Origin of the sequence: Flavobacterium sp. CFBP9031 (assembly GCF_034044945.1) — a bacterium.
Taxonomy (GTDB): Bacteria; Bacteroidota; Bacteroidia; order Flavobacteriales; family Flavobacteriaceae; genus Flavobacterium.
Window position 1 is genome coordinate 422,766 of the sequence record NZ_JAXCWF010000002.1, and the last position, 16,604, is coordinate 439,369.

Consider the following 16,604-nt stretch of genomic DNA (forward strand, 5'->3'; position numbering starts at 1 on the left):
AAAAGTAATTCTGGCCTCTCTGTTAAATATTAAGGATGTATTATTTAATCTTTAACTTAATTTTTGCAGGATATTTTTTGTGAAATAACACACGATTTTGGTTCAAATGTTTTAAAATCCTAACGAATGCTTATCTTTGCACTTTCTAAATTAGAACGTATTTATGTCAACAGATAATAGAAGATTTCCAGCAGAATGGGAAAAGCAACAAGGAATTGTATTGTGTTTTCCGCACAATGGTAACGATTGGCCAGGAAAATACGAAGCTGTTCAATGGGCTTTTGTAGAGTTTATTAAAAAAGTAGCGGCTTTTGAAACTGTTTTTTTAGTGGTTGCCGATGAAAAGCTAAAAGAAAAAGTAGCCGATATGCTTGAAAGAGCTCATGTAAACCTTAAAAACGTTTCTTATATTATTCATAAAACCAATAGAAGCTGGATGCGTGACTCGGGACCAATTATCGTAAAAAACGGTTCGAAAAGAGAAGCATTGAATTTTAATTTTAACGGCTGGGCAAAATATAAAAACTATCAGTTAGATAAGTTTGTTCCTGGTAAAGTGGCAGATTTTATTGATGTTCCTTTAACTCAGGTGATGTACAAAGGAAAACCCGTAATTGTTGAAGGAGGAGCAATTGATGTAAACGGAAAAGGAACTTTACTAACTTCTGAAGAGTGTTTAATGCATCCAACAATTCAGGTGAGAAATCCTGGCTTTACTAAAGAAGATTATGAAGCCGTTTTTAAAGAATATCTTGGAGTTACCAATGTAATTTGGTTAGGAGATGGAATTGAAGGCGATGATACACATGGTCATATTGACGATTTATGCCGATTTGTAAATGAAGATACCATTGTTACAATTGTAGAAACAGATAAAAACGATTCAAACTACAAACCTTTGCAGGATAATTTGAAACGTTTGCAAAATGCAAAATTAGAAAACGGAAAAGCGCCAGTAATTGTTGCGTTACCAATGCCAAAACGTGTAGATTTTGAAGATTTACGTTTACCAGCAAGTTACGCAAACTTCTTGATCTTGAATAATTGTGTTTTAGTGCCGACATTCAACGATAGTAATGATCGAGTAGCTTTAAATATATTGGCAGAATGTTTCCCTGATCGCGAAGTAATCGGTATAAGTTGTATTGATTTTATTTGGGGATTTGGAACATTGCATTGTTTAAGTCAGCAGATTCCTGCATAAAAATAGTAGCCATAGATTAAAAAAAATCACTTTTGATCTTTTTAATCTGTGATAAAATTATCAGATACAGAGAGACTTTCTTATATTATTTGAGCTGTCACCAAAAGTGGCAGCTTTTTTTTGTTGTATATTTAACAGACAGATTTGCCGTGTGTCCCCGTATCCTTCTTATATTCGTATGTTCAATAATGCAGAAATGCAGATTTAATTTTATATGAAGAAAATATTTTTTATCCTTTCCGTGCTTTCTTCCGGAGTTCTTTTTTCGCAGTCTGATTCACAAGACAAAAATGAACTTACATTTGCTACCTACAATGTGAGTATGGAATCTGATAATTATTCTCCCAAAGGCGCAATGGGAAAATCGGAGCAGATATTGATTTATCAACTTAATTCAGGGCATAATACCCAAATCAGAAATATCGCCCAGATTATTCAGACCGTTAGGCCAGACGTTATTCTGCTAAACGAATTTGATTATATTAAAGACCCTGAACTTGGTGTAAAGGCGTTTATTAAAAATTATTTGAATGTGAGCCAAGGTGGAGCAACCGCTATAGATTATCCCTACTACTATTATTCGACAGTGAATACGGGCCAGCCAAGTCCTTACGATTTGAACAATGATGGAAAGTTGGATAGTTTTGGAAATGATGCATGGGCATTTGGTATGTATCCTGGTCAATATGGGATGATGCTTTTGTCTAAATATCCTATTGATGTTAAGGCGGTTCGTACTTTTCAACATTTTAAATGGAAAGATATGCCAGGAGCATTGCTGACCAAAAAAGCAGATGGATCGGATTGGTATAGCAAGAAAGCATGGAAGGAATTTCCATTATCTTCAAAATCTCACTGGGATGTTCCTGTAGAGATTGGCAATGAAACGGTTCATGTTTTAGTCAGTCATCCAACTCCTCCTACTTTTGACGGTGCTGAAGATCGCAATGGAAAAAGAAATCATGATGAAATTCGATTCTGGAGAGATTATATTTCAGATAATTCAGCTTCGTACATTTATGATGATAAAGGCGTTAAAGGCGGTTTATCTCCTAATTCTCGATTTGTTATAATGGGGGATCAAAACGCTTCACCAGTTGAAGGGGATGCTATTAGAGAAGGTATAAAGTCTTTAGTTGAGAGTCCGAAAATTAATAATGACTTTACGCCTGCTAGTAAAGGTGGTGCTGAATTTAGTCCTGAAAATCCTTTTGGAGTTAATCATACAGCCTTTTGGAGAATGCGTGCAGATTATGTATTGCCATCCAGACTTGGATTTAGGGTTCTCAACAGCGGTGTATTCTGGCCTGCCAAAGGCGAATCAATGTCGGAATTGGTTGAAAAACGCGAATCAAGTTCAGATCATCGTTTGGTTTGGGTAAAGGTGGTTTTGGAATAAATAAACTTTGCCTTTTAATTTTACGCGATTAAATTAAAGCATAAAAAAACCTTGGCATAACCAAGGTTTTTTATTTTCTATATCTCTTCAGTTTTATCTGCTCTTCATTGTTTAATGAAAGGAGGTAGCAATTGGCTAGAAACTTCTCCAAAACCAATTCTTACTTCCGTATTTTCACAGAATCCACGAATAATTACAGTATCATTATCTTCAATAAATTTACGTTCGCTTCCGTCTTTTAACTTCAATGGATTTTTTCCTCCCCAAGTTAATTCTAGCATAGAACCAAAACTATCAGGAGTTGGACCAGAAATTGTTCCAGAACCCATCATGTCGCCAGAGTTTACACGGCATCCATTAGAAGTATGATGCGCTAACTGCTGACTCATTGACCAGTATAAATATTTGAAGTTAGATCTTGAAACAATAGTTTCTTCTTCTTGATTTTCAGGTTTTAAAGAAACTTCCAAATGAATGTCAAAAGCTTTTTTTCCTTTGGTCTGCAAATACGGAAGTGGTGTTGGATCTTGTTTAGGACCCTTTGTTCTAAAAGGTTCCAAGGCATCCATAGTCACAATCCAAGGTGAAATAGAAGTCGCAAAGTTCTTAGCTAAGAATGGCCCAAGTGGCACATATTCCCATTTCTGAATGTCGCGAGCACTCCAGTCATTTAGTAAAACCATTCCGAAAATATAATCTTCAGCTTCATAAGTTGAAATATTTTCGCCCATTACATTTACATCTGTTGTAATAAAAGCAGTCTCTAATTCAAAATCTACTAAACGTGAAGCACCGAAAACAGGCGTGTCGTGTCCAGCTGGCAAAGTTTGTCCCATCGGTCTGTGAACTGGAATTCCAGATGGTACAATGGTAGAACTTCTTCCATGATATCCAACCGGAATATGAAGCCAGTTTGGCAACAAAGCATTGTCTGGATCTCGGAACATTTTACCCACGTTTGTAGCGTGCTCTCTACTAGAATAAAAGTCGGTGTAATCACCAATTAAAACAGGAAGTTGCATCTCTACATCTTCAATTTTAAATATAACAATATCTCTATGTTTTGTTGAATCTCTTAATTGTGAATTAGTTTCGTCGAATATATCTGCAATACGATTTCGAACTAAACGCCATGTTTTTTTTCCGTCAGAAATAAAATCATTTAGCGTATCCTGCATAAACATATCATCGGTTAATTCTATTCCTTCAAAATAGTTTAATTGCTGTAAAGCACCCAAATCTATGGCGTAATCGCCAATTCGCGTTCCTACGGTAACGACATTTTCTTTAGTAAGAAATACACCGAAAGGAATATTCTGAATGGGGAAGTCGCTATTTTCTGGCACTTCTAACCATGATTTTCTACTGGTATCGTTGGCAGTTATTGGCATGTTTAATGTTAATTATTTGTTGAAAAATTACTTGTCAAATATATCATAATCTAGCAGTTTGACAAACGTTTTTTTGTATTTTTGCGTGAAATTAACGAAAAACAAAAAAATGCAACGCGACGAACAAATTTTTGATCTTATCCAAGAGGAGAAAGAAAGACAAATTCACGGACTAGAGCTTATTGCTTCTGAGAATTTTGTAAGTGATGAAGTAATGGCAGCAGCAGGGTCTGTTTTAACTAATAAATATGCAGAGGGTTATCCTGGTAAAAGATACTACGGCGGTTGTGAAGTAGTTGACGTTATTGAGCAAATTGCTATTGACAGAGCTAAAGAATTATTTGGCGCTGAATATGCAAACGTACAGCCTCACTCAGGTTCTCAAGCAAATACAGCTGTTTATCACGCTTGTTTAAATCCTGGTGATACTATTTTAGGTTTTGACTTATCTCATGGTGGTCACTTAACTCATGGTTCTCCAGTAAACTTCTCAGGACGTTTATACCGTCCAGTTTTCTACGGTGTAGATGCTGAAACTGGTCGTTTAGATTATGATAAAATTCAAGAAATTGCAACCAAAGAACAGCCAAAATTAATCATTGCTGGAGCTTCGGCTTATTCTCGTGATATGGATTTTGCTCGTTTCAGACAAATTGCTGACAGCGTAGGAGCGATCTTATTTGCTGATATTTCTCACCCAGCTGGTCTTATCGCAAAAGGATTGTTAAACGATCCAATTCCACATTGTCATATTGTTTCTACAACAACTCACAAAACATTAAGAGGACCACGTGGAGGTCTTATTTTAATGGGGAAAGATTTCCCAAATCCACAAGGGTTAACAACTCCAAAAGGAGAAATCAGAATGATGTCTTCATTATTAGATTTAGCTGTTTTTCCAGGAAATCAAGGTGGACCTTTAATGCACATTATCGCTGCTAAAGCGGTTGCTTTTGGTGAAGCTCTTAAAGATGAGTTCTTTACTTATGCAATGCAATTACAAAAAAATGCAAATGCAATGGCTGATGCTTTCGTAAAAAGAGGTTATAACATTATCTCTGGTGGAACTGACAACCATATGATGCTTATTGACTTAAGAAATAAAAATATTTCTGGTAAAGAAGCTGAAAACGCATTAGTGAAAGCTGAAATTACAGTAAACAAAAACATGGTTCCTTTTGACGACAAATCTCCATTTATCACGTCTGGAATTCGTGTTGGAACAGCTGCAATCACAACTCGTGGTTTAGTTGAAAAAGATATGGAAACTATCGTAGCTTTAATCGATAAAGTTCTTACTGATCATACAAATGAGGATGTTATCGAAGAAGTTGCTGAAGAAGTAAACGAATTAATGAGCGAAAGACCAATTTTTGCGTATTAATTAGTTTAAAGTTTAAGGTTTCAAGTTTAAAGTTTTGTAATGCGTAAATAAACGTATTATGAAACTTTAAACTTTTTTTCGTTTAGAAAAGAAACTTGAAACCTGAAACAAAATAAACCTGAAACAAATTAAAAGAAATGGGCGTATTAAGATTACAATTGCCAACCGACCCAAGATGGGTAAATATTGTTGAGAAAAACATTGAAGAAATCTTGACAGATCACGCTTGGTGCGAACAGAAAGCAGCAACAAACGCGATTACGATTATTACGAATAATTCGGAGCATCAAGATTTAGTAAAAGATTTATTGGCTTTAGCCAAAGAAGAAATAGATCATTTTGAACAGGTTCATAATATCATCATCAAAAGAGGACTAAAACTAGGGCGTGAGCGTAAAGATGATTATGTAAACGAACTATATCAATACATGAAAAGAAGCGGTGACGGAAGTCGTGTTTCTGGACTTGTAGAAAGATTATTATTCTCAGCAATGATCGAAGCTAGAAGCTGTGAACGCTTTAAAGTGCTTTCTGAGAATATTAAAGATGAAGAATTAGCTGTTTTCTACAGAGAATTAATGGAAAGCGAAGCAGGACATTATACCACTTTTATCACATACGCTCGTAAATACGGCAAAGGAATAGACGTTGAAAAACGCTGGAGAGAATGGTTAGAATTTGAAGAATCAATCATTACCAATTACGGAAAAGGAGAAACGATTCACGGGTAGTTTTTTAAGTTTTCAGTCGCAGTTTTCAGTTTTCACGTTTGTCAGGCTGAGCGAAGTCGAAGCCCACGCAAAGTAAATCAATTGTTCAAAAGTTCAAGTTTTTGTTAATCTAAAATCTAAAGTCTACAATATAAAATTCCTTACATTTGAGAGTAATCAAAATCTCGAACTATGAGAATAGAAATGGACCTGAAATTAGGATTCAAGGATGTAATGTTTAGACCTAAGAGATCAACGCTCAAAAGCAGATCTGAAGTTTCACTAGAACAAAATTTCAAATTTTTGCACAGTACAGCAAGCTGGACAGGAATTCCAATAATGGCTGCCAATATGGATACGGTTGGAACTTTTGAAATAGCGAAAGTTTTAGCAAAAGAAAAACTCTTTACAGCCATTCATAAACATTACACTTTAGAAGAATGGAATGCATTTCTAAAGAACGTAACTCTTGATTTTTACGATTATATTGCTGTAAGCACAGGAACAGGAAAAGAAGATTTTGATAAAATAGGTGCAATAATTTCTGCAAATCCGTTGCTGAAATTTATCTGCATTGATGTTGCCAACGGTTATTCGGAACATTTTGTTCAATTTTTAAAGAAAACTAGAAAACAATATCCAGATAAAATCATTATTGCAGGAAACGTAGTTACTGGCGAAATGACCGAAGAACTTCTATTAGCTGGTGCTGATATCGTAAAAGTTGGAATTGGTCCTGGTTCTGTTTGTACAACTCGCGTTAAAACAGGCGTTGGTTATCCGCAATTATCTGCAATTATCGAATGTGCCGATGCCGCTCACGGTTTAGGTGGCCATATTATCAGCGATGGCGGCTGTTCAACTCCGGGTGATGTTGCCAAAGCTTTTGGTGCTGGAGCAGACTTTGTAATGTTGGGAGGAATGCTCGCAGGACACACAGAAAGCGGCGGTGAATTAATAGAAGTAAAAGGAGAAAAATTCAAACAATTTTACGGAATGAGTTCTAAAACTGCCATGGATAAACATTCTGGAGGCGTTGCAGAATACAGAGCAAGCGAAGGAAAAACAGTTCAGGTGCCGTTTAAAGGAGATGTGATTCACACTGTTTTAGATATATTAGGCGGAATAAGAAGTACTTGCACTTATGTAGGAGCTTCAAGATTAAAAGAATTGACTAAACGAACGACTTTCATCCGCGTAAGCGAGCAAGAAAATCAAGTTTTTACAAAATAAATATGATTAAAATTACCGAAGCATTTGTTGAAGATATTGCTAAAATTCAAGAAATAGCGAACATAACTTGGCCGATTACGTATGGCGAAATTTTAACAAAAGAGCAGCTGGATTATATGTTGGATTTGATTTATTCTGATAAAGCATTATCAAAACAAATCCAGAATAAAGAACAGCTTTTTTATTTGATTTCAGATTCTAATGCTGTAATCGGATTTATTGGAATTGAGCATAATTATAAAAGCGAAGCGATTACCAAAATCCATAAAATTTACCTTTTACCAGAAACGCAAGGAAAAGGTTATGGTAAAATTGTTTTTGAAGAAATTGCAATAATGGCTTTAGAGAATAATTCAAAAGAGCTTTTATTAAACGTAAATCGCTTTAATACCGCATTAAATTTCTATAAAAAGCTAGGTTTTGATATCAAAGAAACGGTTGATATAGAAATTGGGAATGGATATTTAATGGAAGATTATGTGATGGGGAAAGCTCTGTAAATAATTCATAATCAATGAAATTTAAAATCACAACTTTTGTGATTTTTTTTATTTTGAAATAAAATAGATAACTCTATCTATTTTTATTTTATCTTTGACAAAAAAAATGAAACAGAAAAGCAGTGTAAAAGAACGAATACTTGATACAGCGTCTCGTCTGTTTTATCATCAGGGATTTAATAGTACAGGAATTAACCAGATTATTGCTGAGGCAGATATTGCTATTGGTTCGCTCTATAAGCATTATCAATCTAAAAGTGATTTATTATACCATTATTTGGAGCAGCAGGAAACAGAATATTTTGCCAATCTAGATGACTATTTGAAAGACGAGAAACAGCCGTTAAAAAAGCTTTTAAAATTGATAGATTACCGTATTAAACTTCAGGAAGAATCAAATTTTTCCGGATGCCATTTCATAAAAATAAATGCTGAAATAGGTAGAGAAGATAAAAAAATAGAACAGTTTGTTCTGGCACATAAAGAGCGCCAGCGTGAGTATATTAATGGATTAGTTGATGAAATTAGTACAGTAAAAACGCTTTTAATAGAAAAAAATGTATTGCAAAATAGTATTTTTTTAATGATAGAAGGCGCTGTAGTTTCGGCAAGTATAAACGGTAATACTAATGATCTAAAAGAAGTAAAAAAAGCCATAAATCAGTTTTTCTGATTTTTTTTTAACTAAAAATAGATAGACTATTCTATATATTATGAAAAATAGAAAATACATTTCGCTCCTTATATTGCTACTTGCACATTTGCTTACCATTTTGGATATATTTATTGTAAACGTTGCTATTTCGTCTATTCAACGTGGGCTTGGTTCAAGTAATGGAAAAATTCAGTTAGTTGTAGCCATGTATATGGTTGGATTTGCTTCTTTCCTTATAATTGGTGGTAAGACTGGAGATTATTTCGGCAGAAAGAGAATTTTTGTTTTAGGAATGCTCTTATTTATGATTAGCTCTGCAGGCTGTGGTTTTGCATATTCAACTGACCAGCTTATTATTTTGAGGTTTTTTCAGGGAATAAGTGCAGGATTGATGTCTCCTCAGGTTTTGTCTTATATACAAGTTCTTTTTAAAGATCATAAAGAGCGCACTTATGCGATGGGCTGGTATGGAATTGCGATTGGAATTGGCACTATGCTGGGGCAGTTTCTGGGTGGTTTTCTGGTAGAACTCAAACCGTTTTTAATTGATCAATCCTGGAGGTATATATTTCTTATTAATATTCCTATTTGTGCTTCAGGGATTTTGCTGGCCATTCGTTATCTTAATCCGTCCCGAGATTATTCTTCTTTACAAATGGATTATTTGAGTGCTTTTATATTATGTATTGGACTAGCATTATTGGTTTTTTCCATGGCTGTTGGTTTAGAACAAAACGGTTTCGTTAAAATTACATTGCCAGTATCAATCGTATTTATTTGTGTTTTTATATTCAGGCAGATAAAAAGGAAATCAAATAAAAGAGAACCTTTATTAAACCTTGAGCTGTTTAAGAACCGGAATTTCAATATGGCGGTTTCAGCGTCTGCTCTTTTTATGTTAATGCTTGATGCCTACTTTTTTGTACTTGCTGTTTTTTTACAAGAAGGGATTCAGCTTTCTCCCATGCAGGCGGGATATTTTATTGTATTTCAGGGAAGCGGATTTATTCTGGCGTCATTTTTATCAGCTAGACTAGTACTGCGTTTTGGTAAATCAGTATTAATTTTTGGTGTGCTGCTTCTCATTTCAGCAATCATTTTGCAGCTTTTTCTTTTTTATTATCCAATAGTTAATTTTAGAGGATATTTAATAATGTTTCTGCATGGTATTGGCGTAGCGCTGGTTTTACCCTCATTCGCTAATATTGCCTTGAAAGATCTGCCTCAAAATATGATTGGAAATGCATCAGGTGTTTATTCTACGGTACAACAATTGTTTGGTGCATTGGGAATTACATTGACAGGAAGTGTATTCTACTATTTTGTAAAAGGAAATACAGATTTCAAGCATTTTTATAACGCTTTTTTCTATGGCACATTTATTCATTTGTTTTGTTTAATAAGTGTACTTCTGATTTTATTTTTGCTGCCAAAATCGGCTCTTCCAAAAAAAAGAAAAGAATAGTGAAAAATAAATAGGATTATGATTAAGTCACAATCACATCATGCTTAAATAATAATCCTTTCACTTCATTCAAAGAAAAAACAGCTTTTTTCAATTTAGTTTTAGAAGGATCGATAGTATAATTATAACTCGTTTTAAAATCGGCTTTGTTGGCAATGGCTTTGTTGAATTCAGAACGATATAAATCGCAATTATCGAAAATTACGCTGGTTAAATCAGCGGCCATAAAATCTACCGCTATTAAACTGCAATTGGAAAACGGAGTTCCTTTTAATTTTAAAGTATAAAACTTAGAAAAGTCAAGGATGCAATCATTAAAGCGAACTTCAAAAATAAGCTTGTCACACATGGCAAAATTCACTTCTTTAATTTCGCAACGATTAAAAGTTACGGTTCTAAAAGCGACATAATTAATTTTTGCTTCACTAAAAATACAGTCATTAAAAACACAATCGATAAAAGTAACAGCCAAAAAAGTGCAAGCAGAGAAGTTGCAATTGTTAAAAACACAGCATTCGAAGTCTTTAAAATTAAGATCATCTTTGGCGTAAACAATCGTATTGTATTCTTTATCAAGAAAATATTCGCTTTCTTTTTTCAACCTTTTTCGATAATTATTTGAAGGTGAAAAGGTAATAATTTACCATAGAAAAATGCGAACAAATTATAAATGATTTTGATTCCATTCCCATTTTTAATCCATAAAATGCTGTAGCTTTACACTTATTTTTTAAGTTAAAACATATCAATTTTTATTATATGGAACCAACAAGAAAGGAACATGATTTTTTAGGGGAATTAGAAATTCCGAATCATTTATACTACGGAATCCAGACTTTTAGAGCTGTAGAGAATTTTAATATTACAGGCATTCCAATTTCAAAAGAACCTTTATTTATCAAAGCTTTAGGTTATGTAAAAAAAGCGGCAGCTTTAGCCAACAAAGATTGTGGTGCTATTGATGCAAAAATAGCAGAAGCAATTTGTTACGGAAGCGATCGAGTTATTGCTGGTAAATTTGATCAGGAATTTGTGAGTGATTTAATTCAGGGTGGCGCGGGAACTTCTGTAAACATGAATGCGAACGAAGTTATTGCCAATATCGGACTAGAATATTTAGGTCATAAAAAAGGAGAATACAATTTCCTTCATCCCAATAATCATGTAAACTGTTCTCAGTCTACAAACGATGCATATCCATCGGCGTTTAGAATTGCGTTGTACCTGAAGATGGAAACTTTCATTAAAACTTTAGCGGGTCTAGAAGTTGCTTTCGCTAAAAAAGGCGAGGAGTTTAAAGAAGTTTTAAAAATGGGAAGAACGCAGCTTCAAGATGCGGTTCCAATGACTTTAGGCCAAGAGTTTAAAGCTTACGCGACAACAATTGGCGAAGATATTCAGCGTTTGAAAAATGCTCAGGAATTATTGTTGGAAATTAATATGGGCGCAACAGCAATTGGAACAAAAGTAAATGCTCCAGAAGGTTATCCAGAAATCTGTGTAAAATATTTGGCAGATGAGGTTGGAATTCCTTTAACGCTTTCGCCAGATTTGATTGAAGCAACGGTAGACACAGGGGCTTACGTTCAGATTATGGGAACATTAAAACGTTCTGCGGTTAAGATTTCTAAAATCTGTAATGATTTACGTTTATTAAGTTCAGGCCCAAGAACGGGTTTAAACGAGATTAATCTTCCTGCCCGTCAACCCGGCTCGTCTATTATGCCAGGAAAAGTAAATCCGGTAATTCCAGAAGTGGTCAATCAGACTTGTTTTTATGTGATTGGGCAAGATTTAACGGTTACAATGGCAGCAGAAGCAGGACAATTGCAATTGAATGTAATGGAGCCTGTTATTGCTTTTGCGATGTTTACTTCGTTAGATTATCTTTCAAATGCCATTCAGACTTTAATTGATAAATGTATCAACGGAATCACTGCAAATGTGGATCATTGCTATAATATGGTTATGAATAGTATCGGAATTGTAACCCAATTGAATCCGATTATTGGTTACGAAGAAAGTGCAAGTATTGCTGGAGAAGCGTTAAAAACGGGTAAAAGCGTGCATCAAATTGCTGTTTTAGAACGAAAACTAATTACACAGGAAAAATGGGATGAGATTTATTCTTTAGAAAATCTAATTCATCCAAAATTTATCACTAAATAAAAATAACAATAGTATAAATTAAAGCCGTCAATTTTTTTTGACGGCTTTTTTTGTTAAAATGTTTTTTAAATTATTTTGTTTCATTGCTTAAGATGTTGAAAATAAGACTTATATTTACAATGAGCTTGATTTTATTTTTAAAACAAAACTTTGTAAATGGTACTTTTTTTTCAAAATAATGCCGTTAAGTACAAGTCTAAAATCTTAGGATTATTACTTCTTATTTCTTTTAATTTATCTGCTCAAGAGGAAATTAAAAATTCTGAAATTGAAACTCCAACAATCTGTCCTCCTAAAACATTATTTGATCTTTTTAAGAAAAAAGACGATGCTTTGGTTGTTAAACCCACAAAGAACAATTTCTTTTTATTAATTCCCGCAATTGGTTCACAGCCTGCAACGGGTTTCTTTTTTGGTGCTGTGGCTCAGTATACCTTTAAAGGAAAAGAAGAAAAAGATAAATACTCAATTGCCAACATAGGGATTACTTATACGGTAAAAAATCAGTGGCTGGTTAACATTAAAAACAATATTCTGCTGAAAAATAATAAAATCTTTTTGAGTGGAGATTATCGATTATATTTGTTTTCGCAACCTAATTATGGTTTAGGAACCGATATTATTCCGCCCAGACGTGACCGTCCACCAGGGTTTAGTGTAGATTCTCTTGCTCAGGCAATGGACTATAATTATTTGAAGTTCCATCAAACGGTTTCTTTTGAGGTTAAAGAGAACTACTATGTCGGAGGGGGTATTAATATTGACTGGTACTCAAGGATACAAGATGAGGAATTGGATGTTGCAAACGGAAAATATACCTATCATTACAATTACAGCCAAAAATACGGATTTGATAATTCTGAATATTTTTTAAATGGAGTTAGCCTGAATCTGGTTCATGATTCTCGTGATAATCAAGTAAATGCGTCAAAAGGTTGGTTTGCCAATATAAATTATAGATTTAATCCTGTTCTGTTTAATAATCAGGATTATAGCAATGTTCTATTTGCAGAATACCGCCATTTTATTCCTGTTTCTCATAAAAATCCGCATTATATTTTAGCTATTTGGACCTACGGGCAATTTGTGACTAGAGGAAAAGTTCCGTATTTAAATCTTCCTGCAATTGGCTGGGATCAGCGCAGCAGGAGCGGAGAAGGGTATACACAGGGATTATTTAGAGGAAATGGGTTGGTTTATTTGTCTACAGAATTTAGGTTTCCCATTACATGCAATCAATTGTTAAGCGGTACGGTTTTTACCAATTTTGTAACCGCCAGTAATTCTGATAATGATTTAAAATTATTTAAATCAATACAACCAGCGGCTGGTGTTGGTTTGAGAATCTTAATTGATAAAGCTTCCAAAACAAATTTGATTTTGGATTATGCGTGGGGGAACAATTCTAAAGGATTCTATTTGAATGCTGGAGAGACTTTTTAATCTCAAAAATTAGGAATCAGAAACTTTAAGTGCAAAATAATATCAAAAAGCAGGCTATCGTGTCTGCTTTTTTGATTCTTCATAATTAAATCATAATTTGTATTGATGTGCCAAATTATGTTAAATTGTATCCTTATTTTTGTTGTATATACAAACTTCTTAAGATGAAATTACTTATAGTTGAAGACGAACCAAATCTATTATCAATATTAAGAAAAGGATTTGCAGAAAATAATAATGAAGTAAGCGTTGCAATGGACGGTAAAACGGCTATGGAGATGATTCATAATTATACCTTCGATGTAGTGATTTTGGATGTTATGCTTCCTGATGTTAATGGAATTGAAATTTGCAGAAGACTTCGCGCAGCAAAAAACTTTGTGCCAATTTTACTTTTAACAGCTTTAGGGACTTCAGAAAACATTGTAACAGGATTAAATGCTGGTGCCGATGATTATTTGGTTAAGCCTTTTAAATTTGGCGAATTAGATGCCAGAGTAAATGCGCTGTACAGAAGATCGCAACAGGAAACAGAAAAAATAGATACCATCACAATTGCTGATTTAGAAATAAACGGACGAGCTAAAACCGTTAAAAGAGATGGGGAAAACATCATTTTAACCGCCAAAGAATTCAAACTTTTATATTATTTGGCTAAAAACACAGGCAGAATCGTATCGCGCGATCAGATTTTGGATAATGTTTGGGATATTAATTTTGATATGAATACCAACGTTGTTGATGTCTATATTACATACTTAAGAAGAAAGATAGATAAGCCTTATTCGTCTAAACTTATTCATACTATGAAAGGTTTGGGGTATGTTATAAAACCATAATATGGATATTAGAAAAAAAATTACTTTTAATTACGTTGCCCTTTCTACCTTCAGTACTTCGCTATTGTGTATCATCGTGTTTTTCTTATTTAGAGAAAACAATCGATATCATTTTTTGAAGCGTCTGGATGATAGAGCAAAAATTGTTTCTTCTATTCATTTTCAAAAAGACCCAGAAAAGATCAAATATTACAAGAACCTTAAAAAGAATGGTCTTGAAGAATTGATCGAGGAAGAAGAATATGTATTGAAAATAAACAGCCACAATAGTTTTGATTACAATACCAATCTAAATCTTCCAAATTCTTTTTATACCAATATTTTAAGAACAGGAAAAGATTCTTTTGAAAGAGATAACAAATATTATTTGGGACAGATTTTTCAAGAAAACAATCAAAAATATATTGTAATTGTTGGCGCGAGAGATCGAAAAGGAAAAGATACGACCATTTATATTGTTAAAATTATGCTTTTTGGCGGAATCGGTTTTGTGATTCTGGCTTTTCTTTTAGGACGATTTTTAGCAAAACGCGTTGTCGATCCAGTGGCAAGGATTACGAAAGAAGTAAAAAGAATTAGTGCTTCTAATCTTCATAATCGTTTGCCTGAGGTTAAAAATTCTGATGAAATTTCAGATTTGACCAATACTTTTAATAATATGCTGGATCGTTTGGAAACGTCTTTCGAGATCCAAGCCAACTTTATTAATAATGCATCTCACGAATTAAAAACGCCAATTACAACTATTATTGCCGAAGCAGAAATTATGCTGCTGAAGGAAAGAGAGCAACAAGAATATATAGAATCGCTACAAAATATCTACAGTCAGGCTTCAAGATTAGGAAACTTAACGGAAAGCTTGCTGAAATTGACTCAAACGGGTTATGACGGACAAAAGCAAGTGTCTGATATTGCTCGAATGGACGAATTGTTATTGGATGTAAAATCAGATTTAGATAAAATTTATCCAGACAATCGCGTAAGCATTAGACTTAATTTTGCTCCAGAAGATTCTAATCTATTATTGCTGCCATGCAATAAACCACTTTTAGAATTGGCAATTAATAATATTATTACCAACGGAGTAAAGTATTCTGATAACAATGAAGTCTTTGTAAGTCTTTCTGCTAATAAAGAAATGATTAAAATATCGATTAATGATATCGGAATCGGAATTCCGCCTGAGGATATTCCGCATTTGTACGAGCCTTTCTTTAGGGGTAAAATCGCTGCCAAGTATATAGGATATGGTTTGGGACTTCCATTAGCTTCTAAAATCATTAGAATGCATGATGGCGAACTTCAAGTGCAATCGGAGCAAAATAAAGGAACAATCGTTACCATTATCTTTAAAAAAGGCAACATTAAAAAATCTAATGTTTAATTTTAGAAAATTCTAATTTTAGATTAATTAAGGTCTAATTTGCGGACAGTTATTTTGTAAGTATAAACTAAAAGATGTACTTATGAAAAACTTTCTTATACCTACGACTTTAAAAGATGATACAATCTCTGCTGTTAAATCTGCGGTGAATCAGTCCAAAAATACGGAATCAGAAATTATTTTAGTATTAGTTTCAGAAGCGCCCGATACGTTTTCTTCTTCTGGTTTTTTGAGAGAAATGAAATCTGGACTTACCAGAAGTCAGGAAGAAGTTCTAGAAACCTGCCGATATATTGTTGAACACACTTCAAACATAAAATTAAAAGTTCACAACCAATACGGACTTTCAGCACCAATTTTTAAAAGGCTAATTGAAGCTTTTTCAGTCAAATTGGTCATTCTTACCCATTCTTATAAACAAGAAACCAAAAGAATTCATCAGTATTTGGTGCAATTGGCAGGAAATCAAAAATGCCCAATTCTACATTTAAGCACAGAGATTAATAAAGAAGTTTTCCATAAAGCACTTTACGTAGAAAATTCTAGTATGAACATTCATGTAAAAGATGTTCAAGATTTTTTGAGCGCCAATTTCTCTTTTGAAATTGTAAGTCAAACTGCCAGTTTTGAAGACGACTATGAAAAAGTCGCTCCATTCTTATCTGAAGCCATTTCAAAACATAATATTGATATGTTGGTAGAAACCAGAAAAGGCGAAAAAATCAAATTTAAAAAATCGAAAAAAGAAAATGTCAATGAAAAACTAGGCCTTCCTGTTCTTTCATTGTACGAAGAGATGGTTTGATTTCTGAGATTCTAAGTTCCTAA

At 33.8% G+C, this 16,604-nt stretch carries 15 protein-coding genes; 13 read left to right on the forward strand and 2 right to left on the reverse strand.

The features are described from left to right. The first annotated feature begins 163 nt into the window (after positions 1-163). Together SOM12_RS05370 and SOM12_RS05375 are read left to right on the forward strand one after the other, a co-directional pair. The gene (locus tag SOM12_RS05370; RefSeq protein ID WP_320492674.1) at positions 164-1,204 is read left to right on the forward strand and encodes an agmatine deiminase family protein; all 1,041 of its coding nucleotides are present in this window, start codon (positions 164-166) and stop codon (positions 1,202-1,204) included. A gap of 214 nt (positions 1,205-1,418) precedes the next feature. Further along, on the forward strand, positions 1,419-2,603 hold the full coding sequence (locus tag SOM12_RS05375; RefSeq protein WP_320492675.1) for an endonuclease/exonuclease/phosphatase family protein: 1,185 nt from the start codon (positions 1,419-1,421) through the stop codon (positions 2,601-2,603). 104 nt (positions 2,604-2,707) lie between these two features. Here SOM12_RS05375 and fahA read toward each other — a convergent pair whose 3' ends face one another. After that, positions 2,708-3,994: a fumarylacetoacetase gene (fahA, locus tag SOM12_RS05380; protein ID WP_320492676.1), complete on the reverse strand. Its 1,287-nt coding sequence runs from the start codon at positions 3,992-3,994 to the stop codon at positions 2,708-2,710. A 109-nt stretch (positions 3,995-4,103) separates the two neighbouring features. On the opposite strand from fahA, the gene glyA reads away from it, so the two are divergent. The 6 genes from glyA to SOM12_RS05410 all read left to right on the forward strand — a co-directional run bounded on the left by glyA (position 4,104) and on the right by SOM12_RS05410 (position 9,941). Then, a complete protein-coding gene (gene glyA / locus SOM12_RS05385) occupies positions 4,104-5,378 on the forward strand; it encodes a serine hydroxymethyltransferase (RefSeq protein ID WP_248726427.1) in 1,275 nt (424 codons plus the stop codon). Positions 5,379-5,515: 137 nt separating this feature from the next. Next, positions 5,516-6,109: a tRNA-(ms[2]io[6]A)-hydroxylase gene (locus SOM12_RS05390; RefSeq protein ID WP_095927642.1), complete on the forward strand. Its 594-nt coding sequence runs from the start codon at positions 5,516-5,518 to the stop codon at positions 6,107-6,109. A gap of 171 nt (positions 6,110-6,280) precedes the next feature. After that, positions 6,281-7,321: a GMP reductase gene (locus tag SOM12_RS05395; protein ID WP_320492679.1), complete on the forward strand. Its 1,041-nt coding sequence runs from the start codon at positions 6,281-6,283 to the stop codon at positions 7,319-7,321. A 2-nt stretch (positions 7,322-7,323) separates the two neighbouring features. Beyond that, on the forward strand, positions 7,324-7,821 hold the full coding sequence (locus SOM12_RS05400) for a GNAT family N-acetyltransferase (protein WP_320492680.1): 498 nt from the start codon (positions 7,324-7,326) through the stop codon (positions 7,819-7,821). Positions 7,822-7,927: 106 nt separating this feature from the next. Next, positions 7,928-8,494: a TetR/AcrR family transcriptional regulator gene (locus tag SOM12_RS05405; protein WP_320492681.1), complete on the forward strand. Its 567-nt coding sequence runs from the start codon at positions 7,928-7,930 to the stop codon at positions 8,492-8,494. 40 nt (positions 8,495-8,534) lie between these two features. Beyond that, positions 8,535-9,941 (forward strand): MFS transporter, encoded by a 1,407-nt coding sequence (locus SOM12_RS05410; RefSeq protein WP_320492682.1) that lies wholly within the window; start codon positions 8,535-8,537, stop codon positions 9,939-9,941. A gap of 22 nt (positions 9,942-9,963) precedes the next feature. On the opposite strand, the gene SOM12_RS05415 is transcribed toward SOM12_RS05410, so the two are convergent. Then, complete coding sequence (locus SOM12_RS05415; protein WP_320492683.1) at positions 9,964-10,542, reverse strand: pentapeptide repeat-containing protein; 579 nt, start codon at positions 10,540-10,542, stop codon at positions 9,964-9,966. Positions 10,543-10,700: 158 nt separating this feature from the next. Here SOM12_RS05415 and aspA point away from each other — a divergent pair, with 158 nt between their 5' ends. From aspA to SOM12_RS05440, 5 genes are all read left to right on the forward strand, one after another. Further along, positions 10,701-12,110: an aspartate ammonia-lyase gene (gene aspA / locus SOM12_RS05420; protein WP_320492684.1), complete on the forward strand. Its 1,410-nt coding sequence runs from the start codon at positions 10,701-10,703 to the stop codon at positions 12,108-12,110. A 156-nt stretch (positions 12,111-12,266) separates the two neighbouring features. Then, on the forward strand, positions 12,267-13,553 hold the full coding sequence (locus tag SOM12_RS05425; protein WP_095927635.1) for a BamA/TamA family outer membrane protein: 1,287 nt from the start codon (positions 12,267-12,269) through the stop codon (positions 13,551-13,553). 164 nt (positions 13,554-13,717) lie between these two features. Then, positions 13,718-14,392, forward strand: coding sequence for a response regulator transcription factor (locus SOM12_RS05430; RefSeq protein ID WP_250835739.1), 675 nt, complete (start codon positions 13,718-13,720; stop codon positions 14,390-14,392). Position 14,393: 1 nt separating this feature from the next. Beyond that, positions 14,394-15,776 carry a HAMP domain-containing sensor histidine kinase gene (locus SOM12_RS05435; protein ID WP_320492685.1) on the forward strand — a complete coding sequence of 461 codons (1,383 nt, stop codon included), beginning with the start codon at positions 14,394-14,396 and terminating at the stop codon, positions 15,774-15,776. A gap of 82 nt (positions 15,777-15,858) precedes the next feature. Continuing rightward, positions 15,859-16,581, forward strand: a complete 723-nt coding sequence (locus SOM12_RS05440) for a hypothetical protein (RefSeq protein WP_095927632.1) — start codon at positions 15,859-15,861, stop codon at positions 16,579-16,581. The last annotated feature ends 23 nt before the right edge of the window (positions 16,582-16,604 follow it).

Bases quoted from the DNA above. Each gene is read 5' to 3' on its own strand.
- SOM12_RS05370 (WP_320492674.1), top strand. From the start codon at position 164: ATGTCAACAGATAATAGAAGATTTCCAGCAGAATGGGAAAAGCAACAA.
- SOM12_RS05375 (WP_320492675.1), top strand. From the start codon at position 1,419: ATGAAGAAAATATTTTTTATCCTTTCCGTGCTTTCTTCCGGAGTTCTT.
- fahA (WP_320492676.1), bottom strand. From the start codon at position 3,994: ATGCCAATAACTGCCAACGATACCAGTAGAAAATCATGGTTAGAAGTG.
- glyA (WP_248726427.1), top strand. From the start codon at position 4,104: ATGCAACGCGACGAACAAATTTTTGATCTTATCCAAGAGGAGAAAGAA.
- SOM12_RS05390 (WP_095927642.1), top strand. From the start codon at position 5,516: ATGGGCGTATTAAGATTACAATTGCCAACCGACCCAAGATGGGTAAAT.
- SOM12_RS05395 (WP_320492679.1), top strand. From the start codon at position 6,281: ATGAGAATAGAAATGGACCTGAAATTAGGATTCAAGGATGTAATGTTT.
- SOM12_RS05400 (WP_320492680.1), top strand. From the start codon at position 7,324: ATGATTAAAATTACCGAAGCATTTGTTGAAGATATTGCTAAAATTCAA.
- SOM12_RS05405 (WP_320492681.1), top strand. From the start codon at position 7,928: ATGAAACAGAAAAGCAGTGTAAAAGAACGAATACTTGATACAGCGTCT.
- SOM12_RS05410 (WP_320492682.1), top strand. From the start codon at position 8,535: ATGAAAAATAGAAAATACATTTCGCTCCTTATATTGCTACTTGCACAT.
- aspA (WP_320492684.1), top strand. From the start codon at position 10,701: ATGGAACCAACAAGAAAGGAACATGATTTTTTAGGGGAATTAGAAATT.
- SOM12_RS05425 (WP_095927635.1), top strand. From the start codon at position 12,267: ATGGTACTTTTTTTTCAAAATAATGCCGTTAAGTACAAGTCTAAAATC.
- SOM12_RS05430 (WP_250835739.1), top strand. From the start codon at position 13,718: ATGAAATTACTTATAGTTGAAGACGAACCAAATCTATTATCAATATTA.
- SOM12_RS05435 (WP_320492685.1), top strand. From the start codon at position 14,394: ATGGATATTAGAAAAAAAATTACTTTTAATTACGTTGCCCTTTCTACC.
- SOM12_RS05440 (WP_095927632.1), top strand. From the start codon at position 15,859: ATGAAAAACTTTCTTATACCTACGACTTTAAAAGATGATACAATCTCT.